The following is a 14,848-nucleotide window of genomic DNA, read 5'->3' on the forward strand; positions in this document are numbered from 1 at the left end:
CACCGGCGCATGACTTCCATCCCACTGGAGATTGGCGCATGAAGATTGCAGTCCTTGGCGGTGACGGCTTTGTCGGTTGGCCGACAGCCCTGCATCTGTCCGATGCCGGACATGACATCCACATTATCGACAACCTCTCGCGCCGCTGGATAGACACCGAGCTCGGCGTGCAGTCGCTGACCCCGATGGACAGCATTCAGGAGCGCACCCGCATCTGGCATGCGCAGACCGGCCGGCGTATCCATTTCCACCTGATCGATCTGGCCCGCGACTACGAACTCTTGAAAAACTGGCTCGCCGAAAACCGGCCGGATGCCGTCATCCATTTTGCCGAGCAGCGCGCCGCGCCCTATTCGATGAAAAGCGACCGCCACAAGAACTACACGGTCAACAACAACGTCAATGCCACCCATAACCTGCTGAACGCGCTGGTCGAGATCGGCCTCGATGCCCATCTTGTCCATCTCGGCACGATGGGTGTCTATGGTTATTCGACGGTCGGCGCGGCCATTCCGGAAGGCTACCTTCCAGTCGGCATCGAGACCGAAAGCGGTGAGACGGCGAAGCAGGATATCCTCTATCCGGCCAATCCCGGCTCGATCTACCACATGACCAAATGCCTCGATCAGCTGCTGTTCCAGTTCTATGCCAAGAACGACAGCCTGCGGATCACCGACCTGCATCAGGGCATCGTCTGGGGCACGCATACCGAACAGACCCGCCGCCACGAGCAGCTGATCAACCGTTTCGACTATGACGGCGACTACGGCACTGTGCTCAATCGCTTTCTGATCCAGGCGGCGATCGGCTATCCGCTGACCGTGCATGGCACCGGCGGCCAGACCCGCGCCTTCATTCACATCCAGGATTCGGTCCGCTGCATCGAACTGGCATTGAAAAACCCGCCCCAGCGCGGCGCGCGCGTCGAGATATTCAACCAGATGACCGAGACCCACCGGATCCGCGATCTTGCCGAGATGATCGCCGGCCTCACTGGTTCCCAAATCGCCTGGCTGCCCAACCCACGCAAGGAAGCGGCCGAAAACGATCTGGTCGTGCGCAACGAAAAATTCCGCCAACTTGGCCTCAACCCGATCACGCTGCAGGACGGCCTGCTTGCGGAAATCGTCGATGTCGGCAAGAAGTACGCCTACCGTGTCGATCGCAGCTGCGTGCCTGCCGTTTCAGCCTGGACCAAGGACATCGCCGCCAGGATCAATCACGATCCGGAAGGAAAAAGGCTGAAATCGGTTTCATGATGCAATCCGTTGCTGCCTTAAACGGTGTCGCCCCTGCCGGATCGCGGCACGCATTCGTGACGCTGGTAACGAATGCGGACTACGCGATGGGTGCAACGGCGCTGGCCCGCTCGATCCGGCTGACGGGAACAAAGGCCGATATCGTCGTTCTCCACACCGGCGGTGTCGATCAGCAGGCTTTGAAACCACTCTGCGACTTCGGCTGCCGGTGTGTCGCCATCGAGCTTCTGCCGCTCTCGGACGCTTTCAACGCCCGGCATGCACGCAAGAGCATTCACAGCACGGCCCCCTTCACCAAAGGGCGCAAGCCTGACTTTCACTCGCCACTCGACAATTTCTGCAAGCTGCGGCTTTGGCAACTAACTGGCTACGAGCGCTGTATCTTCATCGATGCCGATGCGCTGGTCCTGAAAAACATCGACCGCTATTTCGACTATCCGGAATTTTCCGCAGCGCCCAACGTTTATGAGAGCCTTGCTGATTTCCATCGGCTGAACTCCGGGGTCTTCGTCGCCACGCCCTCTCTCCAGACGTTCGACGCCATGCTGGCACGACTGGATGCACCGGATACCTTCTGGCCGCGCACCGACCAGACTTTTCTGCAGGATTTTTTCCCGGAATGGCACGGGCTCCCTGTCACGATGAATATGCTGCAATATGTATGGTTTACCATGCCGGCGCTGTGGGATTGGTCATCGATCGGTGTGCTGCATTATCAATATGAAAAACCGTGGGAAAAGGACCATCCGAAAGCGGAAAGACTGCGACCGCTGATCAATCTCTGGCATGCTTTTTTCAGCGGCAAGGCTATTCCGTCCATTGCCGATCTGCCAAACCCGAGCCCGCAAAGCCCGGAGTGACATCAGGAAGCTTATGACACGCGTTCTCGTTTCCGGCGGCACCGGCTATGCCGGCCGCTTCATCGTCGAGCACCTGCTGGCCAATGGCTACAAAGTCACCGTCGGCGGCCGCACCGCGCCCGAACCGGGCTTCTTTTCCAAGGATGTCGCTTTCGTGCCGCTGCGGCTCGATCCGGATGCCGAACAGATCGAAGCCTTCGATCATGTCTATTATTTCGTACATGCCGCCTTTCATCATGTGCCCGGAAAATATCGCGACGGCGAAGGGGATGATTCCGAAGGATTTCAACGCGCCAATCTTGACGGCACGGTGCGGCTTTTCGAAACCGCCCGCGACGCCGGCGTGCGCCGCTGCGTTTTCCTGTCGAGTCGCGCCGCCTATGGCCAGCAACCACCCGGCACGCTCTTGACAGAGGATATGCACGGCAAGCCGGACACGCTCTATGGCGAAGTCAAGCTGCAGGCGGAGCGCAGCCTGCTTTCCCTCTGCGGCCATGGCTTCGTCACCGCAAGCCTGCGGGCAACCGGCATCTACGGCCCCGCAGGACCCGGGCGTCGGCATAAATGGGCCAGGCTGTTTGAGGACTACCTTGGCGGCAAGCCCATTACACCGCGCGCCAGCACCGAAGTACACGGCGACGATGTTGCCCGAGCCGTGCGGCTGATGCTGGAAGCGGACAGCGTGCGGATCAACGGAGAAACCTTCAACGTCTCCGATGTCGTGACCGACACCCGTGAAATCCTGTCGTTTCTGCAGCGCGCCACGCACTGTCCGCATCCCCTGCCGCCCCCCGGGGACAGGGCAGCCTGCAACCCGATGGGCACTTGCAAAATTGAAGCGCTAGACTGGAAGCCGGGCGGCTTGGAGTTGCTCAGAGCGACGATAGGACAGCTGGCTTAGCCCGGCAGTGTCCGTCCGTGTGCCGGGCGCTGTGATCTACCGATCGAGATCGCCGTCATGCCAGATGATATGGACCGGTGTCTGTGGCAAGGCCTCAATCTGTTCGGCGATAAAATAGGGCGGGATATCAAGCGCCGTCAGCGCCGCCTTGGTAGCCTTCACCCATTTGAATTCCAGATCGTTCTTGCCGTCCCGCAAGCGATGAACGATATCGCTGGGATGAAACGGAAACCGCGCGGGAATTTCCATCTCGTAGTAGAAGCCGATCTCGTGATGATCGCGCTCCTCGTAGCGAAAGAAGTTTTCGACCGTCCAGAGCATGCGCCCGACGCTGACCTCGACGCCGAGTTCCTCGATCATTTCGCGCTTCAATGTTTCAACCGACGTCTCGCCGATCTCTGCCCGCCCGCCCGGAAATGTCCAGAAATCCTCATGCACTGCCCGATGCACCAGAACGTGACCGTCGCGAAAGCCAAGGCCTGCAATGCGAAAATTGAACCGCTGTCTGCGCGGCCCATCCATCCGGATCATTTTACGTTTGGGCATGACCTATCCAAGTTCGACGACGACGATTTCCGGCGGCGAGCCGAAACGGATGGGGGCAATCGAGCAGCCGAGCCCACCTGAAACGATCAGGTTACGATCGTCCTCCACCACATGCCCATAAGCGTACCGGTTGCGATAGCGCGACGGCACGATCGGCGAATAGCCAAACAGCCGGATCTGCCCGCCATGCGTATGCCCCGACAATGTCACCGACACCCTGTCCGGCACCGCTGGAAAAACATCGGGCTCGTGCGCCATCAGGATAACCGGCGCTTCGTCGGTGACCTGCGCCAAGGTTCCCGGTAAATCGTCGAGGCCTTCGCGCGGCCCGATCTGGTCGGCAAGACCTGCCAGCCAAAACCCTTTGCCGTCCTTTTCGAAACGGGCTGCCTGGTTTTCGTAGATAGGGACATTGATCGAGGAAAGAGCCTTGTGCACGATCGTTGGCCCCATGCCTGCGATCATTGCATCGGGATCATCGATCCAGTCATGATTTCCCATCACCGCGTGAACACCGAGAGGCGCCGCAAGGCGGGCAAGCTCGCCCGCCCACTCATCGGATGTTACCCGGTTGCCCCCCATGCGCATTCCGGAGAGAAAGTCGCCCAACAGCAGGATCATGTCGCCATCAAGCGCATTGGCCTGCGCGCAGATATCGCCGATCCGGCGCGGTGACATCCAAGGCCTGCAGGCATGCAGATCGGCCAGGATCACCAGCCGCAGTTTTAACCCGGCCGGCCACTTGTTTGGAACCGGATTGTAGCGAACGACCCGCGGCCGTCCCACAGGCTCTATCCCGACGGCATAAGCGCCGGAGGCCACGCCCGACAACATCAGTGCGCCAAGCGTTCTTACAAAACTCCGCCGCGTCAACAATCAATCATCCTCTTGGAACAGGCGGAACTGCGTGGCTTCCAGATCCTTCGGCACCTGCAATCCAAGGTGTTTCCATGCGTTTGCGGTTAAAATACGCCCCCGTGGGGTCCGCTGGATGAAACCCTGCTGGATCATGTAGGGCTCGATGATGTCCTCGATCGCATCGCGGGGTTCGGACAGACCTGCGGCAATTGTTTCAATGCCGACCGGACCGCCGCCAAAATTGAGTGCAATCATCGTCAGGTAGCGCTTGTCGAGTTGGTCGAGCCCCATATTGTCGACCAGAAGCCGGGTCAGCGCCTCATCGGCGATCTGTTTGGTGACGGCTTCGGCCTTTGCAACCTCGGCAAAATCCCGCACCCGGCGCAACAACCGTCCGGCAATACGCGGCGTGCCGCGCGCCCGGCGGGCGATTTCGCGCGCACCATCTTCGGTGATACCCAGCCCCATTAGCCGGGCGCCACGGCGGACGATCGATTCCAGTTCTTCCATCGTATAGAAGTTCAACCGCACCGGAATGCCGAAACGGTCGCGCAGCGGCGTCGTCAACAGCCCGAGCCGGGTGGTGGCCGCTACCAGCGTGAATTTCGACAGGTCGATCTTCACCGACCGGGCCGCCGGTCCCTCGCCGATGATCAGGTCGAGCTGAAAATCCTCCATCGCCGGGTAGAGGATTTCCTCTACGGCCGGGTTCAACCGGTGAATTTCGTCGATGAACAGCACATCCCGGTCTTCAAGGTTGGTCAAAAGTGCCGCAAGGTCACCAGCCTTGGCGATCACCGGGCCGGATGTCGAGCGGAAATTGACGCCGAGCTCCTTGGCCATGATCTGCGCCAATGTGGTCTTGCCGAGGCCGGGCGGGCCGACGAACAGCACATGATCCAGCGCCTCACCCCGGTTCTTCGCCGCCTCTATGAACACCTTCAGATTGGCGCGCGCCTCCGCCTGGCCGGTAAACTCGTCCAGCGATTGCGGGCGCAGCGTCGTATCGAGGTCCTCGCCGCGCTTTTCCGGGGTGATCAAACGTGCGGCATCGGTCATGCGAGAAGTTCCATTCCGGGGACTGTTTTGGCGGCTTTCGCGTCGAAAGTAAGAGTGTGGGCGCAATCCGAAAGCCGGTTCAATTCACCGATCAGGGCATCGGATATGTCCGCGCCCAAAAGTCTCGATATATTGATCGCATTGCCGACGATTTCATATTGGTCAACCTCCAGGTCACTACGCTCCAGAAGCGCCTGGGCCAAAGCCAAAAGTTGAGGCTTTTGGTAACCGTATTGTCTGCTCAGCGTCCACAATGTCTCAATCAAGACGACGATATTGATAAAAAATACATCGTCGTCCTTAAGAGTAGTAACCAATCGTGCAACAGATGCGAATTGCCTGAGATCGTCCTTCACAAAGAGGCGAACCAAGATGTTAGTGCCCACACCGATGCGCGCCATCACTCCGCGTCTGCCTGCCGAACGGAGCGCATCACATGCTTGGTTGCGCCATCGGCGGCGGCGTCGGACAAGTCACCAATCGTCGCACCTGCTCCATACGGCGGCTCACCGAGTATGCCAGCCAAATCGGCAAAACTCTTGTTGCGGGGAATAACGATCATTTCACCGTCGCGAACCCACACATAACACTTATCGCCCGGCTTTATGTTCAGTGCTTCCCGAACAGCCTTCGGTACAGTCATCTGACCTTTTGACGTAATCGTCGCATGATGTCCCATCATATTACCCCAGCCAAAATCCTTACTTTTCTAAAATAGTAAGGCGGCGTGTGAAAAGCAACAAACTATCGTGCCAATTCCTTCAGCCCCAACCGGATCAGCTTGGCGCTGTCCAGCCCCTCGCCGCCATTTTTCAACGCCGCTGCCACGGCATTGGCCGCCTGATCCCGCGAATAGCCGAGATTGCTCAGCGCCGACACCGCATCCGACACCGGCGCGGAAGCGACGCCTTCGCCAAGCTCTTGCTTCAAGCCGATATTGGCGCCCGCATCGCCGGCAAAGGCTGGTGCCTTGTTCTTGAGTTCGGTGACGATGCGGCCCGCAACCTTCGGCCCGACGCCCGGTGCGCGCGACACGACTGTCTTATCCTGAAGCGCAATGGCATTGGCCAATTCGCCCGGCGTCAACACGGAGAGAACGGCAAGCGCCACCTTGGAGCCGACGCCCTGCACGCTTTGCAGCAGCCGGAACCATTCCCGTTCAAGGGCCGACAAGAAACCAAACAGCCGCAACTGGTCCTCGCGCACATAGGTCTCGATGAACAGCACGACAGCCTCGCCGGGCGAACCGATCTTCGACAATGTCCGTGACGAACAATGGGCGACGTAGCCGACGCCATGAACATCCACCACGACATGGTCCTCGCCAATCTCGTCGATCGTTCCCTTGAGCTTGCCGATCATGGCGCAAAATCCTTCATGGGTGAGTGTCCGGGGTGATCAGTTCGACGGAGGGAAAGTAGAGTTTGTATCGCGCCGGATCACGGGTCAGAATCCGGTAGCCGCGCACCGCTGCATGGGCGCCGATATAAAAATCCGGCAACGGCGACCGCTTGTCTCCACCAGATTTCTTGTATCGCAAAAAAGCCTGTCCAGCCGCGTGCGCAGCCTCCCATGGCAAATCCTCACGCTGAAAAGCGGACGGGGACAGAACCGCCTCCAGCGTTGAAGCAAGAACAAAGCCTGCAGCCATTTCGGCGTAGATCAATGGATTGATGACGACTGAACCCACGCGCTTGGCATCCGCCAGCCGCAGAGCCGACCACTCCTCAAACGGGCTGCCCGTGTGAAACACGTCAATCAGCACGTTCGTATCGACCAATGTTGCCATCAGTCCCTCAACAGCCGGTAAAATTCATCTCCATCCATACCGCCAAGATGCATCGATCCTTTGTGGCGGTTGAGATGATCAGAAAACTCCTGAACCGAGCGTTCGATCGCCGCGTGAGCGGGCTCGATGCGACGCAGAACGGCCTCGCTCCCTTTCAGAACGAACTCAACGCTCGACCCCGGCTCGATACCCAGATTCGATCGCACATTCTTCGGGATGGTCACCTGACCTTTTTCCGTCACACGCATTGTAATACCTCTTAGGTATTACTTAAGCGCCAAAATAGAACAAGTCAAGAACAAATCAGCCGGCGAGCGCCGCCATGCGCATCCGCGCGCCGCCGCGATTGTGGGCGTGGCAGATGGCGATCGCCAAGGCATCCGCAGCATCGTCGCCTTTGAATTCGGCTTTCGGCATCAGGATTTTCAGCATCATGTGGATCTGCTTTTTTTCACCGTGGCCAACACCGATCACGGCTTTTTTCACCGCGTTCGGCGCATACTCAGCCACCTGAAGACCCGCCCGCGCCGGCACCAGCATGGCGATACCGCGCGCCTGGCCGAGCTTCAGCGTCGCCACCGCGTCCTTGTTGACGAAGGTTTGCTCGACGGCAGCCTCATCCGGCTTATGGGTGTGAATAACGTCAACCAGACCGTCATGCAGCTGGCAAAGCCGCGACGCCAAGTCCATCTCGCCATCCGAGGTAACGGTGCCGGAAGCGACGAAGCGCAGCGAATTGCCGAGCGTATCGATGACACCCCAGCCGGTGCGGCGCAGGCCTGGATCGATGCCGATGATACGAATCGTGTTGTGCATGGTCGGAAGCTTAATACTCATGCCCGGACGCTGCCAGCAAAATGTGAACAAAACAAAAACATCCATCACAATTTGGCGATACGGTCTCATCACATGTCATCGTCAGGCTTGGATTTACGAAATTCGATCTTACATAGGCTTCTATCAGTTCCATTCATCGAAGGCTTTTCCCATGGTGCCCTTTTCGATCCTCGACCTCTCCCCGATCACGCAGGGGTCGACCGCCTCCCAAGCCCTGGAAAACTCCCGCCGGCTGGCGCAGGAAGCCGAAGCATCCGGCTACAAGCGCTTCTGGCTGGCCGAGCATCACGGCATGAAGGGCATCGCCAGTGCGGCGACCGCCATCGTCATTTCGCATGTGGCGGCCGGCACCAAGACCATTCGCGTCGGCTCCGGCGGCATCATGCTGCCCAACCATTCTCCGCTCGTGATTGCCGAGCAGTTCGGAACGCTGGCCGCGCTCTATCCGGGCCGCATCGACCTTGGCCTTGGCCGCGCGCCGGGAACGGACATGCGCACCGCATCGGCGCTTCGCCGCAACATGGAAGCGAGCGCCAACAATTTCCCCAATGACGTGATTGAACTGCAGGCGCTGCTCGGTCCGATCCAAGATGGTCAGGACCTGATCGCCGTGCCCGGCGCCGATAGCAATGTGCCGATCTGGCTGCTCGGTTCAAGCCATTTCAGTGCGCATCTGGCCGGCATGCTCGGCCTGCCCTTCGCCTTCGCCTCGCATTTCGCTCCGGACATGCTCCTGTCGGCGTTGGAAATCTACCGCGAACGTTTCGAGCCGTCGCAATATCTCGACCAGCCCTATGCCATGGTCGGCATGATGGGCGTCGCCGCCGATAGCGATGCCGAGGCCGACCACCTCTTCACCTCGATGCAGCAGTCTTTCGTGGCACTGCGCCGCAATGCCCGCGGTCAGTTTCCGCCACCGGTCGATTCGATGGACGATCTCTGGAGCGACAATGAGAAAATCTTCGTCGATCACGCCATGACCTATGCAGTCGTCGGCGGGCCGGAGACGATCAAAACGAAACTCGACCGGTTCATCGACCAGACGGACGCCGACGAAGTGATTGTCTCCATGCCGATCTACGATATGGACGCGCGGCTGAAATCGGTCCGGCTGTTTGCAGATGCGCAGCAGCGACTGGCCAAGGCGGCATAAAAATACCCCGGAGAAATCCGGGGTATCCATCACCTCAATCTTAGATCAGGCTGAAACCTTGAAATCGAAATGCTTGCGCACGGTTTCAAGGATTTCCCACGTGCCCTTGAAATCGGCCTCGACGACGAAGGCATCGCCGGCGGAGACCGTGACGGGCGTGCCGCCATCCGGTGTGATGATGATCTTGCCGGCGATCATGTGCACGAACTCATAGGCCGTGTAGGTCGCGTGATAGGTGCCGGGCGTCGCTTCCCAAAAGCCCGATACCATCGACCCGTCAGACGATGTGTGCAGTGCCCAGGTTTTCATCGAAGGATTACCCGCGACAACAACCCAACCATCCAGTGTTGCCGGATCGCCGTCTGCGGGAACGGGTGTCGCGAGTTTCGTCACGGTCTGCATATCAACATCCTCTCGAAAAGAGGGGAGCCTAATGCCCAACTGCCCGAACTGGATTGCCAATTCCGACAGGCGGTGACGTGAACCGCGCAAGTTAGGCCGAAAGCTTGGCCATCACTTCGTCGGACACTTCGAAGTTGGTGTAGACGTTCTGCACGTCATCGTCGTCTTCCAGCGTGTCGATCAGCTTCATCAGCGACTGGGCGCGTTCTTCGTCGACCGGCACCGTGTTTTGGGCCTTCCAGATCGCCTTGACGGTATCGGCTTCGCCGAGCGTCGCTTCAAGCGCCTTGGAAACGTCGCCGATATCCTCGAAGCCGCAGATGATGAAGTGGCCGTCCTCGTCGGTCGTCACGTCCTCGGCACCGGCCTCGATTGCCGCTTCCATCACCGTGTCGGCATCGCCAACCGAAAGCTTGTAGGAAATCTCGCCGACACGATCGAACGAGAACGAAACCGAGCCGGTTTCGCCCAGCGCGCCGCCGGCCTTGGTGAAGGTCGAGCGGACATTGGAGGCGGTGCGGTTGCGGTTGTCCGTCAGAGCCTCGACGATGACGGCAACGCCGCCCGGGCCATAGCCTTCGTAACGGACTTCTTCGTAGTTCTCGCCGTCGGCACCCGAGCCCTTCTTGATGGCGCGCTCGATATTGTCCTTCGGCATCGACTGTGCCTTGGCGTTCTGGATCGCCAGGCGCAGGCGGGCATTCATCGTCGGGTCGGGCAGACCGCCCTTGACCGCAACGGTAATTTCGCGTGCGAGCTTGGAGAACATTTTCGACCGCACGGCGTCCTGACGGCCCTTGCGGTGCATGATGTTTTTAAACTGTGAATGGCCGGCCATGGCGCCCTCTTCTCATGCTAGTCATGTTTGGAATTGGCCGCCTTATAGTTTCATTGGCGCTTTGCGTCCAGAAGGGGCCGCCTTTTTTCAGTTGGCGGCAAGGCGCTTGCGGCTGAGAAAGAACGAATGGCCGTCGCTACGCTGGCAGGACAGACCGGTTCGGGTCGAAAGACAGGAAAAGGGCCCTGCAGCCCAGCTTTGACCATAATCGAGCACGGGGCCTGCCGAGCAGCAACTCGGATCGCCGACATCTTTGACAAGCGCGGCAGCCCCTTTGCGGGACAATGTCGCGCGGACATAATGGGGCTCGACGCGATCACAGGACAGTTCCGGACCGCCGTCCGCTGGCTGATACACCTCCGTGCCGCCTTCAGGCGTATAGATGCAGCCGATATTGCCGGAGGGCAGAACGAACTCTTCCTGCCGGCCGAACGTTGTCGTCTCCGGCACGGTGATAGGCGTCTTGCCGCCTTCCGCAGCGGGCAAACGCGGCGGCGGGGCGCCGTCGGCAAGAACCTGAGTTGTCATGGAAAGAACGGCAAGAAGGCAAGCGGCGAAAAACTTCATTCCAGGGTCCCCAGGGTCAGACGCCCTGCAGAATATAAATCAGCGGCTTCTTTGGCAAGGAACGCATGGAGACCGTTACGCTTGCCTGCGCGGAAAAACTCTTGTCGAAACCATCCCCGAACATCTGCAGGAAGCTTGTGACCGGCGGGCCGCGGCGGTGCATCGGCAGGATCAGCGACGAGCGCAGCCGCGTCACCACCCGGCTCATGCTTTGCGCCCCCATCGTCAGGCCGCCATCGACCGGCACCATCAGCACATCGAGCCTGCCGATCTCGGCATAATCGGTATCGTCGAGTTCATGATGCAGATGCCCGAGATGGCCGATGCAAAGGCCCGCCACCTCGAAGATGAAGATCGAATTGCCGTCCGGCTCCATCACGGCGCCGCCCGAGCGGATATCCGTCGTGACATTGCGGATATAGGCGTCACCGACAACGACATCGTGATCCGCCGGTTGCCCGTTATCACCCCACCCGTGGAGCACTTGGCTGATCGCCGGGTCCGGCGTCAGCGTATAGTGACTGGAATGCGCCTTGTTCATCGTCACCACATCCGGCACCTTCGGTGGCGCATACCAGCCGCTGTAATCCGTGGCGATCGAAACGCCGCCCGGCGTCTCGATCAGAAACGTCGAATGGCCGACATAGGTGATAACGACCTTGTCGTCGGCCGCGGCCTGAACGCCAAAGGCGGACGACGGCTTGAAACTGGCGAAGATGACGGCGGGAAGAGACCGGGCGATCGCCTGGCACTGGCTGACCGGCGGCCGGGCGCTCTGCGCATGCGCAGGCATCGGCCACAGAATGTGCAAAAGAGCGATGGCGGCAAATGCAATCAGGATCAATCGCGGCATCATGCACCTCTTAGAACCAAGGTTGGCATGGACGCTGAGGATAGACAGCGGATGCGCAAGGTCCAGTCTCGATTGCCGAGCTGCCACTCACGATTACGTCATCAGTATAATGGCTGGATTAGGGTTTTGCCTGCTTCAAAATCTCGTTGACGCGCGCATGCCAGCCCTTGCCCGTCGCTTTGAACTTCGCGATGACATCGGGATCGAGCCGCAAAGAAATCTGCTGCTTGCGTGTTTCAACAACCGGGCGCCCGCGCGAACGGCGGATACTGTCCATCAATTCGGGAAACACCTCGGCAAAAGGGCGCGCTTGCGACAGTTCTTCGTCGGTCGCTTCAGGGTTGTCCGGGTCACTGGCTATCTTTCTTTGAATGTCAGCCTCCTGCTCATCCGTCAGCGGTGGGATTTGCGGCTTGTGAACGTTCATGAGCCAACCTTTCCTTTCTGCTTGCCAGGCGTTGCGAGACAATCGAAATGGCCTGCGTACCAAGAGTGACAAAGACGACGGCGATCACGCCGGGTCGCATGATTCCGATCGCCATCAATCGTCCCTGCTTGACCGGAACGATCGTGGCGCTCGCAAAAAAGTCCAGTGTCAAATCGGCGAAATCAAACCCGTGCTGCTCTATATTGAGCTTCCGCTTGATCTCATCATAAACGATTTTCATAATTTTTGTATCACATTTAATCGCGTGAAATTATGAAAGGGAAAGTTCAACTCCAGAACGTGGGGATCGTCTCGGCCAACCGCGGCCCGATTCTCAGCGGCGCGATATTCTCGGCCAATCCCGTGCGATCGGAAATCTCGACACCGACTCCACAGAGGGTGGCCGGACCGGAGGCGGCCTCGAAGCGGCCCTTCGGCATCTTGGAGATGAAGCGGTTGAGCGGCTCTTCCTTTTCCATGCCGAGCGACGAGTCGTAATCGCCGCACATACCAGCGTCCGACATGTAAGCCGTGCCGCTATTAAGAATCTGCGCGTCAGCGGTCGGGACATGGGTATGGGTCCCGACGACAAAGCTGGCGCGGCCATCGACGAAATGGCCAAAGCACTGTTTCTCGCTGGTTGCCTCCGCATGAAAATCGAAGATGATCGCGTCGGCCTGTTCCTTCAGCGGGCAGGCAGCCAGAATGCTTTCGGCCGCCTTGAAGGGGTCGTCGAGCTCCGGATGCATGAAGACGCGGCCCATGACATTGGCGACGAGCACGCGGGCGCCGTTGCGGGCGAAATAGAGGTTCGAGCCACGCCCGGGTGTTCCGGCCGGATAATTGGCAGGCCTCAGGAACTGGTCGTGCCGCTGGCAGAATGAAACCGCTTCCTTCTGATCCCAGACATGGTTGCCGGTGGTCACCACATCGGCGCCGGCATTGATCGTCTCGAGAAAGATATCTTCGGTGATGCCGAAACCGCCGGCGGCATTCTCGCCGTTGACGATGACGAAATCGAGTTTCAGGTCGCTGATCAGGCCAGGCAGTTTTTCCCAGACCGCCGTCCGGCCAGTCTTGCCAACCATGTCACCCAGAAACAAAAGTCTCATATTTGCTTATTCCTAGCCCGAAAATCCGGAACCCGCTTTCGGTCAGCAGGGCATCCAGCGCCACATCATGCGGCTCCGCCGGCACTGATGCCACTTCCTGGCAGTCAAATGCAATCCCGATCAGCCTCGGCATATGGCCTTTCAGGCGCAAACGCTCGATGGCTCGGTCGTAATATCCAGCTCCATAGCCGATCCGGTGGCCCGTCCTGTCGAAGGCAGCCAAGGGCACAAGCATAATGTCCGGATCGAGAACCGGCGCGTCTTCGGCTGGCCCGGTCGTACCAAACCCTGTTTCCACGATAGGGGCGCCGGCTACGAGTTCACGAAAAACGATCGTCTGCTTGTCGAGAATGGCCGGCAGGCAAAGCCGGGCGCCGCGCTCGCACAGGCGCGCCATCAGCGGCCGGATATCCACCTCCGAGCGGATCGGCCAGAAGCCGGAAATCACCTGTCCGGAATCAAATTCAATCGTATCGCCGGCATGGTCGAGCATTCTGAGGCTCGCTTCGATGCGCGCCTCCGGCGTCATCGAATCGCGCAGCGCCAGACGTTCCAAACGCAGCGCAGCTTTCAGTTCCCTCGGTGTCATGGACATGCTCTCCCGTCTGCCATCATTCATGTCTAGTGCATCAAACCGGGCCAAGGGAACCGCGCAACCGGTACATCTGCCACTTTTTGCCACACAACCGCGCGGTTTTCCCAAACTGGCACGATTTTAGAAGTCTGTTCATCATGCAAACCGGTTCCACTTTCGCGCCCTCTCGCCGCCGTGCAAGAGAGGGCTGCAATCAACATCAGGAAAACAGTTCGGTGCCCGCTTCCGGCGATGCGGGGAACTGTTCAGCTTTTATACGGAGCCGGATATGTCCATGAAGGACAAGATGCTGCAAGAACTCGATCCATTGGAACTGCGTTGCCTGTCACTGACGGCGCGCGGGAGAACCCGGGAAGACATCACCCGGGAAACCGATATTTGCCACGAGAAGATAGAGCAGGCCTTCGCCTCGGCGATGGAGAAACTGCAGGCTGGCAACGTCGCCGAAGCGGTTTTTCGCGCCGCCCGGATGGATTTGATCTCATAACATCCAGAAACGGTGCCGCTTGGCACCATCGGGCAGATCGCATCCGGCATCCCTTCTGTTCAAACCGATGTCCTCCAGCAGATGCGCGCTTTTACGGCGCCATATTTCCGTGAATGCCAGCCGCGCCCGGCGCTTCTGCTGCCATTGCGCAAGCGTGCTCCATATCCATCTGCTCAGTCTGGCGGGCCACCGCCGTGTTCTGTGGTCGTGCTTCATATCCGGACAACTCCGACGTGTTTACCGGGAGTATCGGACGTCCATTGACATCAAGCCAACGAATTGCGAGCATGCCTATCATCAGAAAA

The 14,848-nt window shown here is 59.1% G+C and carries 22 protein-coding genes; 5 read left to right on the plus strand and 17 right to left on the minus strand.

Translation table 11 applies throughout. The features are described 5' to 3' along the window. Positions 1 to 38 precede the first annotated feature (38 nt). From ACP7BS_RS16330 to ACP7BS_RS16340, 3 genes are read left to right on the plus strand one after another with little or no spacing between them, the layout of a single operon-like run. On the plus strand, positions 39 to 1,259 hold the full coding sequence (locus ACP7BS_RS16330) for an NAD-dependent epimerase/dehydratase family protein (RefSeq protein ID WP_426238937.1): 1,221 nt from the start codon (positions 39 to 41) through the stop codon (positions 1,257 to 1,259). Continuing rightward, the gene (locus tag ACP7BS_RS16335) at positions 1,256 to 2,119 is read left to right on the plus strand and encodes a glycosyltransferase (protein ID WP_426238938.1); all 864 of its coding nucleotides are present in this window, start codon (positions 1,256 to 1,258) and stop codon (positions 2,117 to 2,119) included. The genes ACP7BS_RS16330 and ACP7BS_RS16335 overlap by 4 nt, the downstream gene beginning before the upstream one ends. A gap of 13 nt (positions 2,120 to 2,132) precedes the next feature. Further along, positions 2,133 to 3,020, plus strand: coding sequence for an NAD-dependent epimerase/dehydratase family protein (locus ACP7BS_RS16340; RefSeq protein WP_426238939.1), 888 nt, complete (start codon positions 2,133 to 2,135; stop codon positions 3,018 to 3,020). A gap of 36 nt (positions 3,021 to 3,056) precedes the next feature. Here the strand turns inward: ACP7BS_RS16340 and ACP7BS_RS16345 are convergent, their stop codons facing one another. The 9 genes from ACP7BS_RS16345 to ruvC all read right to left on the minus strand — a co-directional run bounded on the left by ACP7BS_RS16345 (position 3,057) and on the right by ruvC (position 8,088). Continuing rightward, a complete protein-coding gene (locus ACP7BS_RS16345; protein WP_426238940.1) occupies positions 3,057 to 3,566 on the minus strand; it encodes an NUDIX hydrolase in 510 nt (169 codons plus the stop codon). A gap of 3 nt (positions 3,567 to 3,569) precedes the next feature. Then, positions 3,570 to 4,442: a metallophosphoesterase gene (locus tag ACP7BS_RS16350; protein WP_426238941.1), complete on the minus strand. Its 873-nt coding sequence runs from the start codon at positions 4,440 to 4,442 to the stop codon at positions 3,570 to 3,572. Continuing rightward, positions 4,443 to 5,483, minus strand: a complete 1,041-nt coding sequence (gene ruvB, locus ACP7BS_RS16355) for a Holliday junction branch migration DNA helicase RuvB (RefSeq protein ID WP_426238942.1) — start codon at positions 5,481 to 5,483, stop codon at positions 4,443 to 4,445. After that, positions 5,480 to 5,884: a PIN domain-containing protein gene (locus ACP7BS_RS16360; RefSeq protein ID WP_426239041.1), complete on the minus strand. Its 405-nt coding sequence runs from the start codon at positions 5,882 to 5,884 to the stop codon at positions 5,480 to 5,482. The genes ruvB and ACP7BS_RS16360 overlap by 4 nt, the downstream gene beginning before the upstream one ends. Further along, positions 5,884 to 6,162 (minus strand): AbrB/MazE/SpoVT family DNA-binding domain-containing protein, encoded by a 279-nt coding sequence (locus ACP7BS_RS16365; RefSeq protein WP_426238943.1) that lies wholly within the window; start codon positions 6,160 to 6,162, stop codon positions 5,884 to 5,886. The genes ACP7BS_RS16360 and ACP7BS_RS16365 overlap by 1 nt, the downstream gene beginning before the upstream one ends. A 65-nt stretch (positions 6,163 to 6,227) precedes the next feature. Further along, entirely contained in the window at positions 6,228 to 6,845 is a 618-nt protein-coding gene (ruvA, locus tag ACP7BS_RS16370) for a Holliday junction branch migration protein RuvA (protein WP_426238944.1), read from the minus strand. Positions 6,846 to 6,858: 13 nt separating this feature from the next. After that, a complete protein-coding gene (locus ACP7BS_RS16375) occupies positions 6,859 to 7,272 on the minus strand; it encodes a type II toxin-antitoxin system VapC family toxin (protein WP_426126863.1) in 414 nt (137 codons plus the stop codon). Beyond that, positions 7,272 to 7,520, minus strand: coding sequence for an AbrB/MazE/SpoVT family DNA-binding domain-containing protein (locus ACP7BS_RS16380; protein ID WP_426126861.1), 249 nt, complete (start codon positions 7,518 to 7,520; stop codon positions 7,272 to 7,274). Before ACP7BS_RS16380 ends, ACP7BS_RS16375 begins: the two co-directional genes overlap by 1 nt. 55 nt (positions 7,521 to 7,575) lie before the next feature. Then, the gene (gene ruvC / locus ACP7BS_RS16385) at positions 7,576 to 8,088 is read right to left on the minus strand and encodes a crossover junction endodeoxyribonuclease RuvC (protein ID WP_426127036.1); all 513 of its coding nucleotides are present in this window, start codon (positions 8,086 to 8,088) and stop codon (positions 7,576 to 7,578) included. Positions 8,089 to 8,260: 172 nt separating this feature from the next. On the opposite strand from ruvC, the gene ACP7BS_RS16390 reads away from it, so the two are divergent. After that, the gene (locus ACP7BS_RS16390) at positions 8,261 to 9,262 is read left to right on the plus strand and encodes an LLM class flavin-dependent oxidoreductase (RefSeq protein ID WP_426238945.1); all 1,002 of its coding nucleotides are present in this window, start codon (positions 8,261 to 8,263) and stop codon (positions 9,260 to 9,262) included. A 45-nt stretch (positions 9,263 to 9,307) separates the two neighbouring features. On the opposite strand, the gene ACP7BS_RS16395 is transcribed toward ACP7BS_RS16390, so the two are convergent. The 8 genes from ACP7BS_RS16395 to ACP7BS_RS16430 all read right to left on the minus strand — a co-directional run bounded on the left by ACP7BS_RS16395 (position 9,308) and on the right by ACP7BS_RS16430 (position 14,050). Next, the gene (locus tag ACP7BS_RS16395; RefSeq protein WP_426238946.1) at positions 9,308 to 9,664 is read right to left on the minus strand and encodes a cupin domain-containing protein; all 357 of its coding nucleotides are present in this window, start codon (positions 9,662 to 9,664) and stop codon (positions 9,308 to 9,310) included. A 91-nt stretch (positions 9,665 to 9,755) separates the two neighbouring features. Beyond that, the gene (locus ACP7BS_RS16400) at positions 9,756 to 10,502 is read right to left on the minus strand and encodes a YebC/PmpR family DNA-binding transcriptional regulator (protein WP_426229659.1); all 747 of its coding nucleotides are present in this window, start codon (positions 10,500 to 10,502) and stop codon (positions 9,756 to 9,758) included. A gap of 87 nt (positions 10,503 to 10,589) precedes the next feature. Further along, positions 10,590 to 11,069: a hypothetical protein gene (locus ACP7BS_RS16405; protein ID WP_426238947.1), complete on the minus strand. Its 480-nt coding sequence runs from the start codon at positions 11,067 to 11,069 to the stop codon at positions 10,590 to 10,592. Between the two features lie 16 nt (positions 11,070 to 11,085). Further along, positions 11,086 to 11,925 carry an MBL fold metallo-hydrolase gene (locus ACP7BS_RS16410; RefSeq protein ID WP_426238948.1) on the minus strand — a complete coding sequence of 280 codons (840 nt, stop codon included), beginning with the start codon at positions 11,923 to 11,925 and terminating at the stop codon, positions 11,086 to 11,088. A gap of 115 nt (positions 11,926 to 12,040) precedes the next feature. After that, positions 12,041 to 12,349, minus strand: a complete 309-nt coding sequence (locus ACP7BS_RS16415) for a BrnA antitoxin family protein (protein ID WP_426238949.1) — start codon at positions 12,347 to 12,349, stop codon at positions 12,041 to 12,043. Next, positions 12,309 to 12,590, minus strand: coding sequence for a BrnT family toxin (locus ACP7BS_RS16420; RefSeq protein ID WP_426238950.1), 282 nt, complete (start codon positions 12,588 to 12,590; stop codon positions 12,309 to 12,311). The genes ACP7BS_RS16415 and ACP7BS_RS16420 overlap by 41 nt, the downstream gene beginning before the upstream one ends. Before the next feature lie 46 nt (positions 12,591 to 12,636). Next, positions 12,637 to 13,461 (minus strand): TIGR00282 family metallophosphoesterase, encoded by an 825-nt coding sequence (locus ACP7BS_RS16425; protein WP_426238951.1) that lies wholly within the window; start codon positions 13,459 to 13,461, stop codon positions 12,637 to 12,639. Then, entirely contained in the window at positions 13,439 to 14,050 is a 612-nt protein-coding gene (locus tag ACP7BS_RS16430; RefSeq protein ID WP_426238952.1) for a 5-formyltetrahydrofolate cyclo-ligase, read from the minus strand. Before ACP7BS_RS16430 ends, ACP7BS_RS16425 begins: the two co-directional genes overlap by 23 nt. A 280-nt stretch (positions 14,051 to 14,330) precedes the next feature. On the opposite strand from ACP7BS_RS16430, the gene ACP7BS_RS16435 reads away from it, so the two are divergent. Continuing rightward, positions 14,331 to 14,543: a transcriptional regulator gene (locus ACP7BS_RS16435; protein ID WP_426229665.1), complete on the plus strand. Its 213-nt coding sequence runs from the start codon at positions 14,331 to 14,333 to the stop codon at positions 14,541 to 14,543. Positions 14,544 to 14,848 lie beyond the last annotated feature (305 nt).

This window comes from Pararhizobium sp. DWP1-1-3 (genome assembly GCF_049896125.1).
Taxonomy (GTDB): Bacteria; Pseudomonadota; Alphaproteobacteria; order Rhizobiales; family Rhizobiaceae; genus Pararhizobium.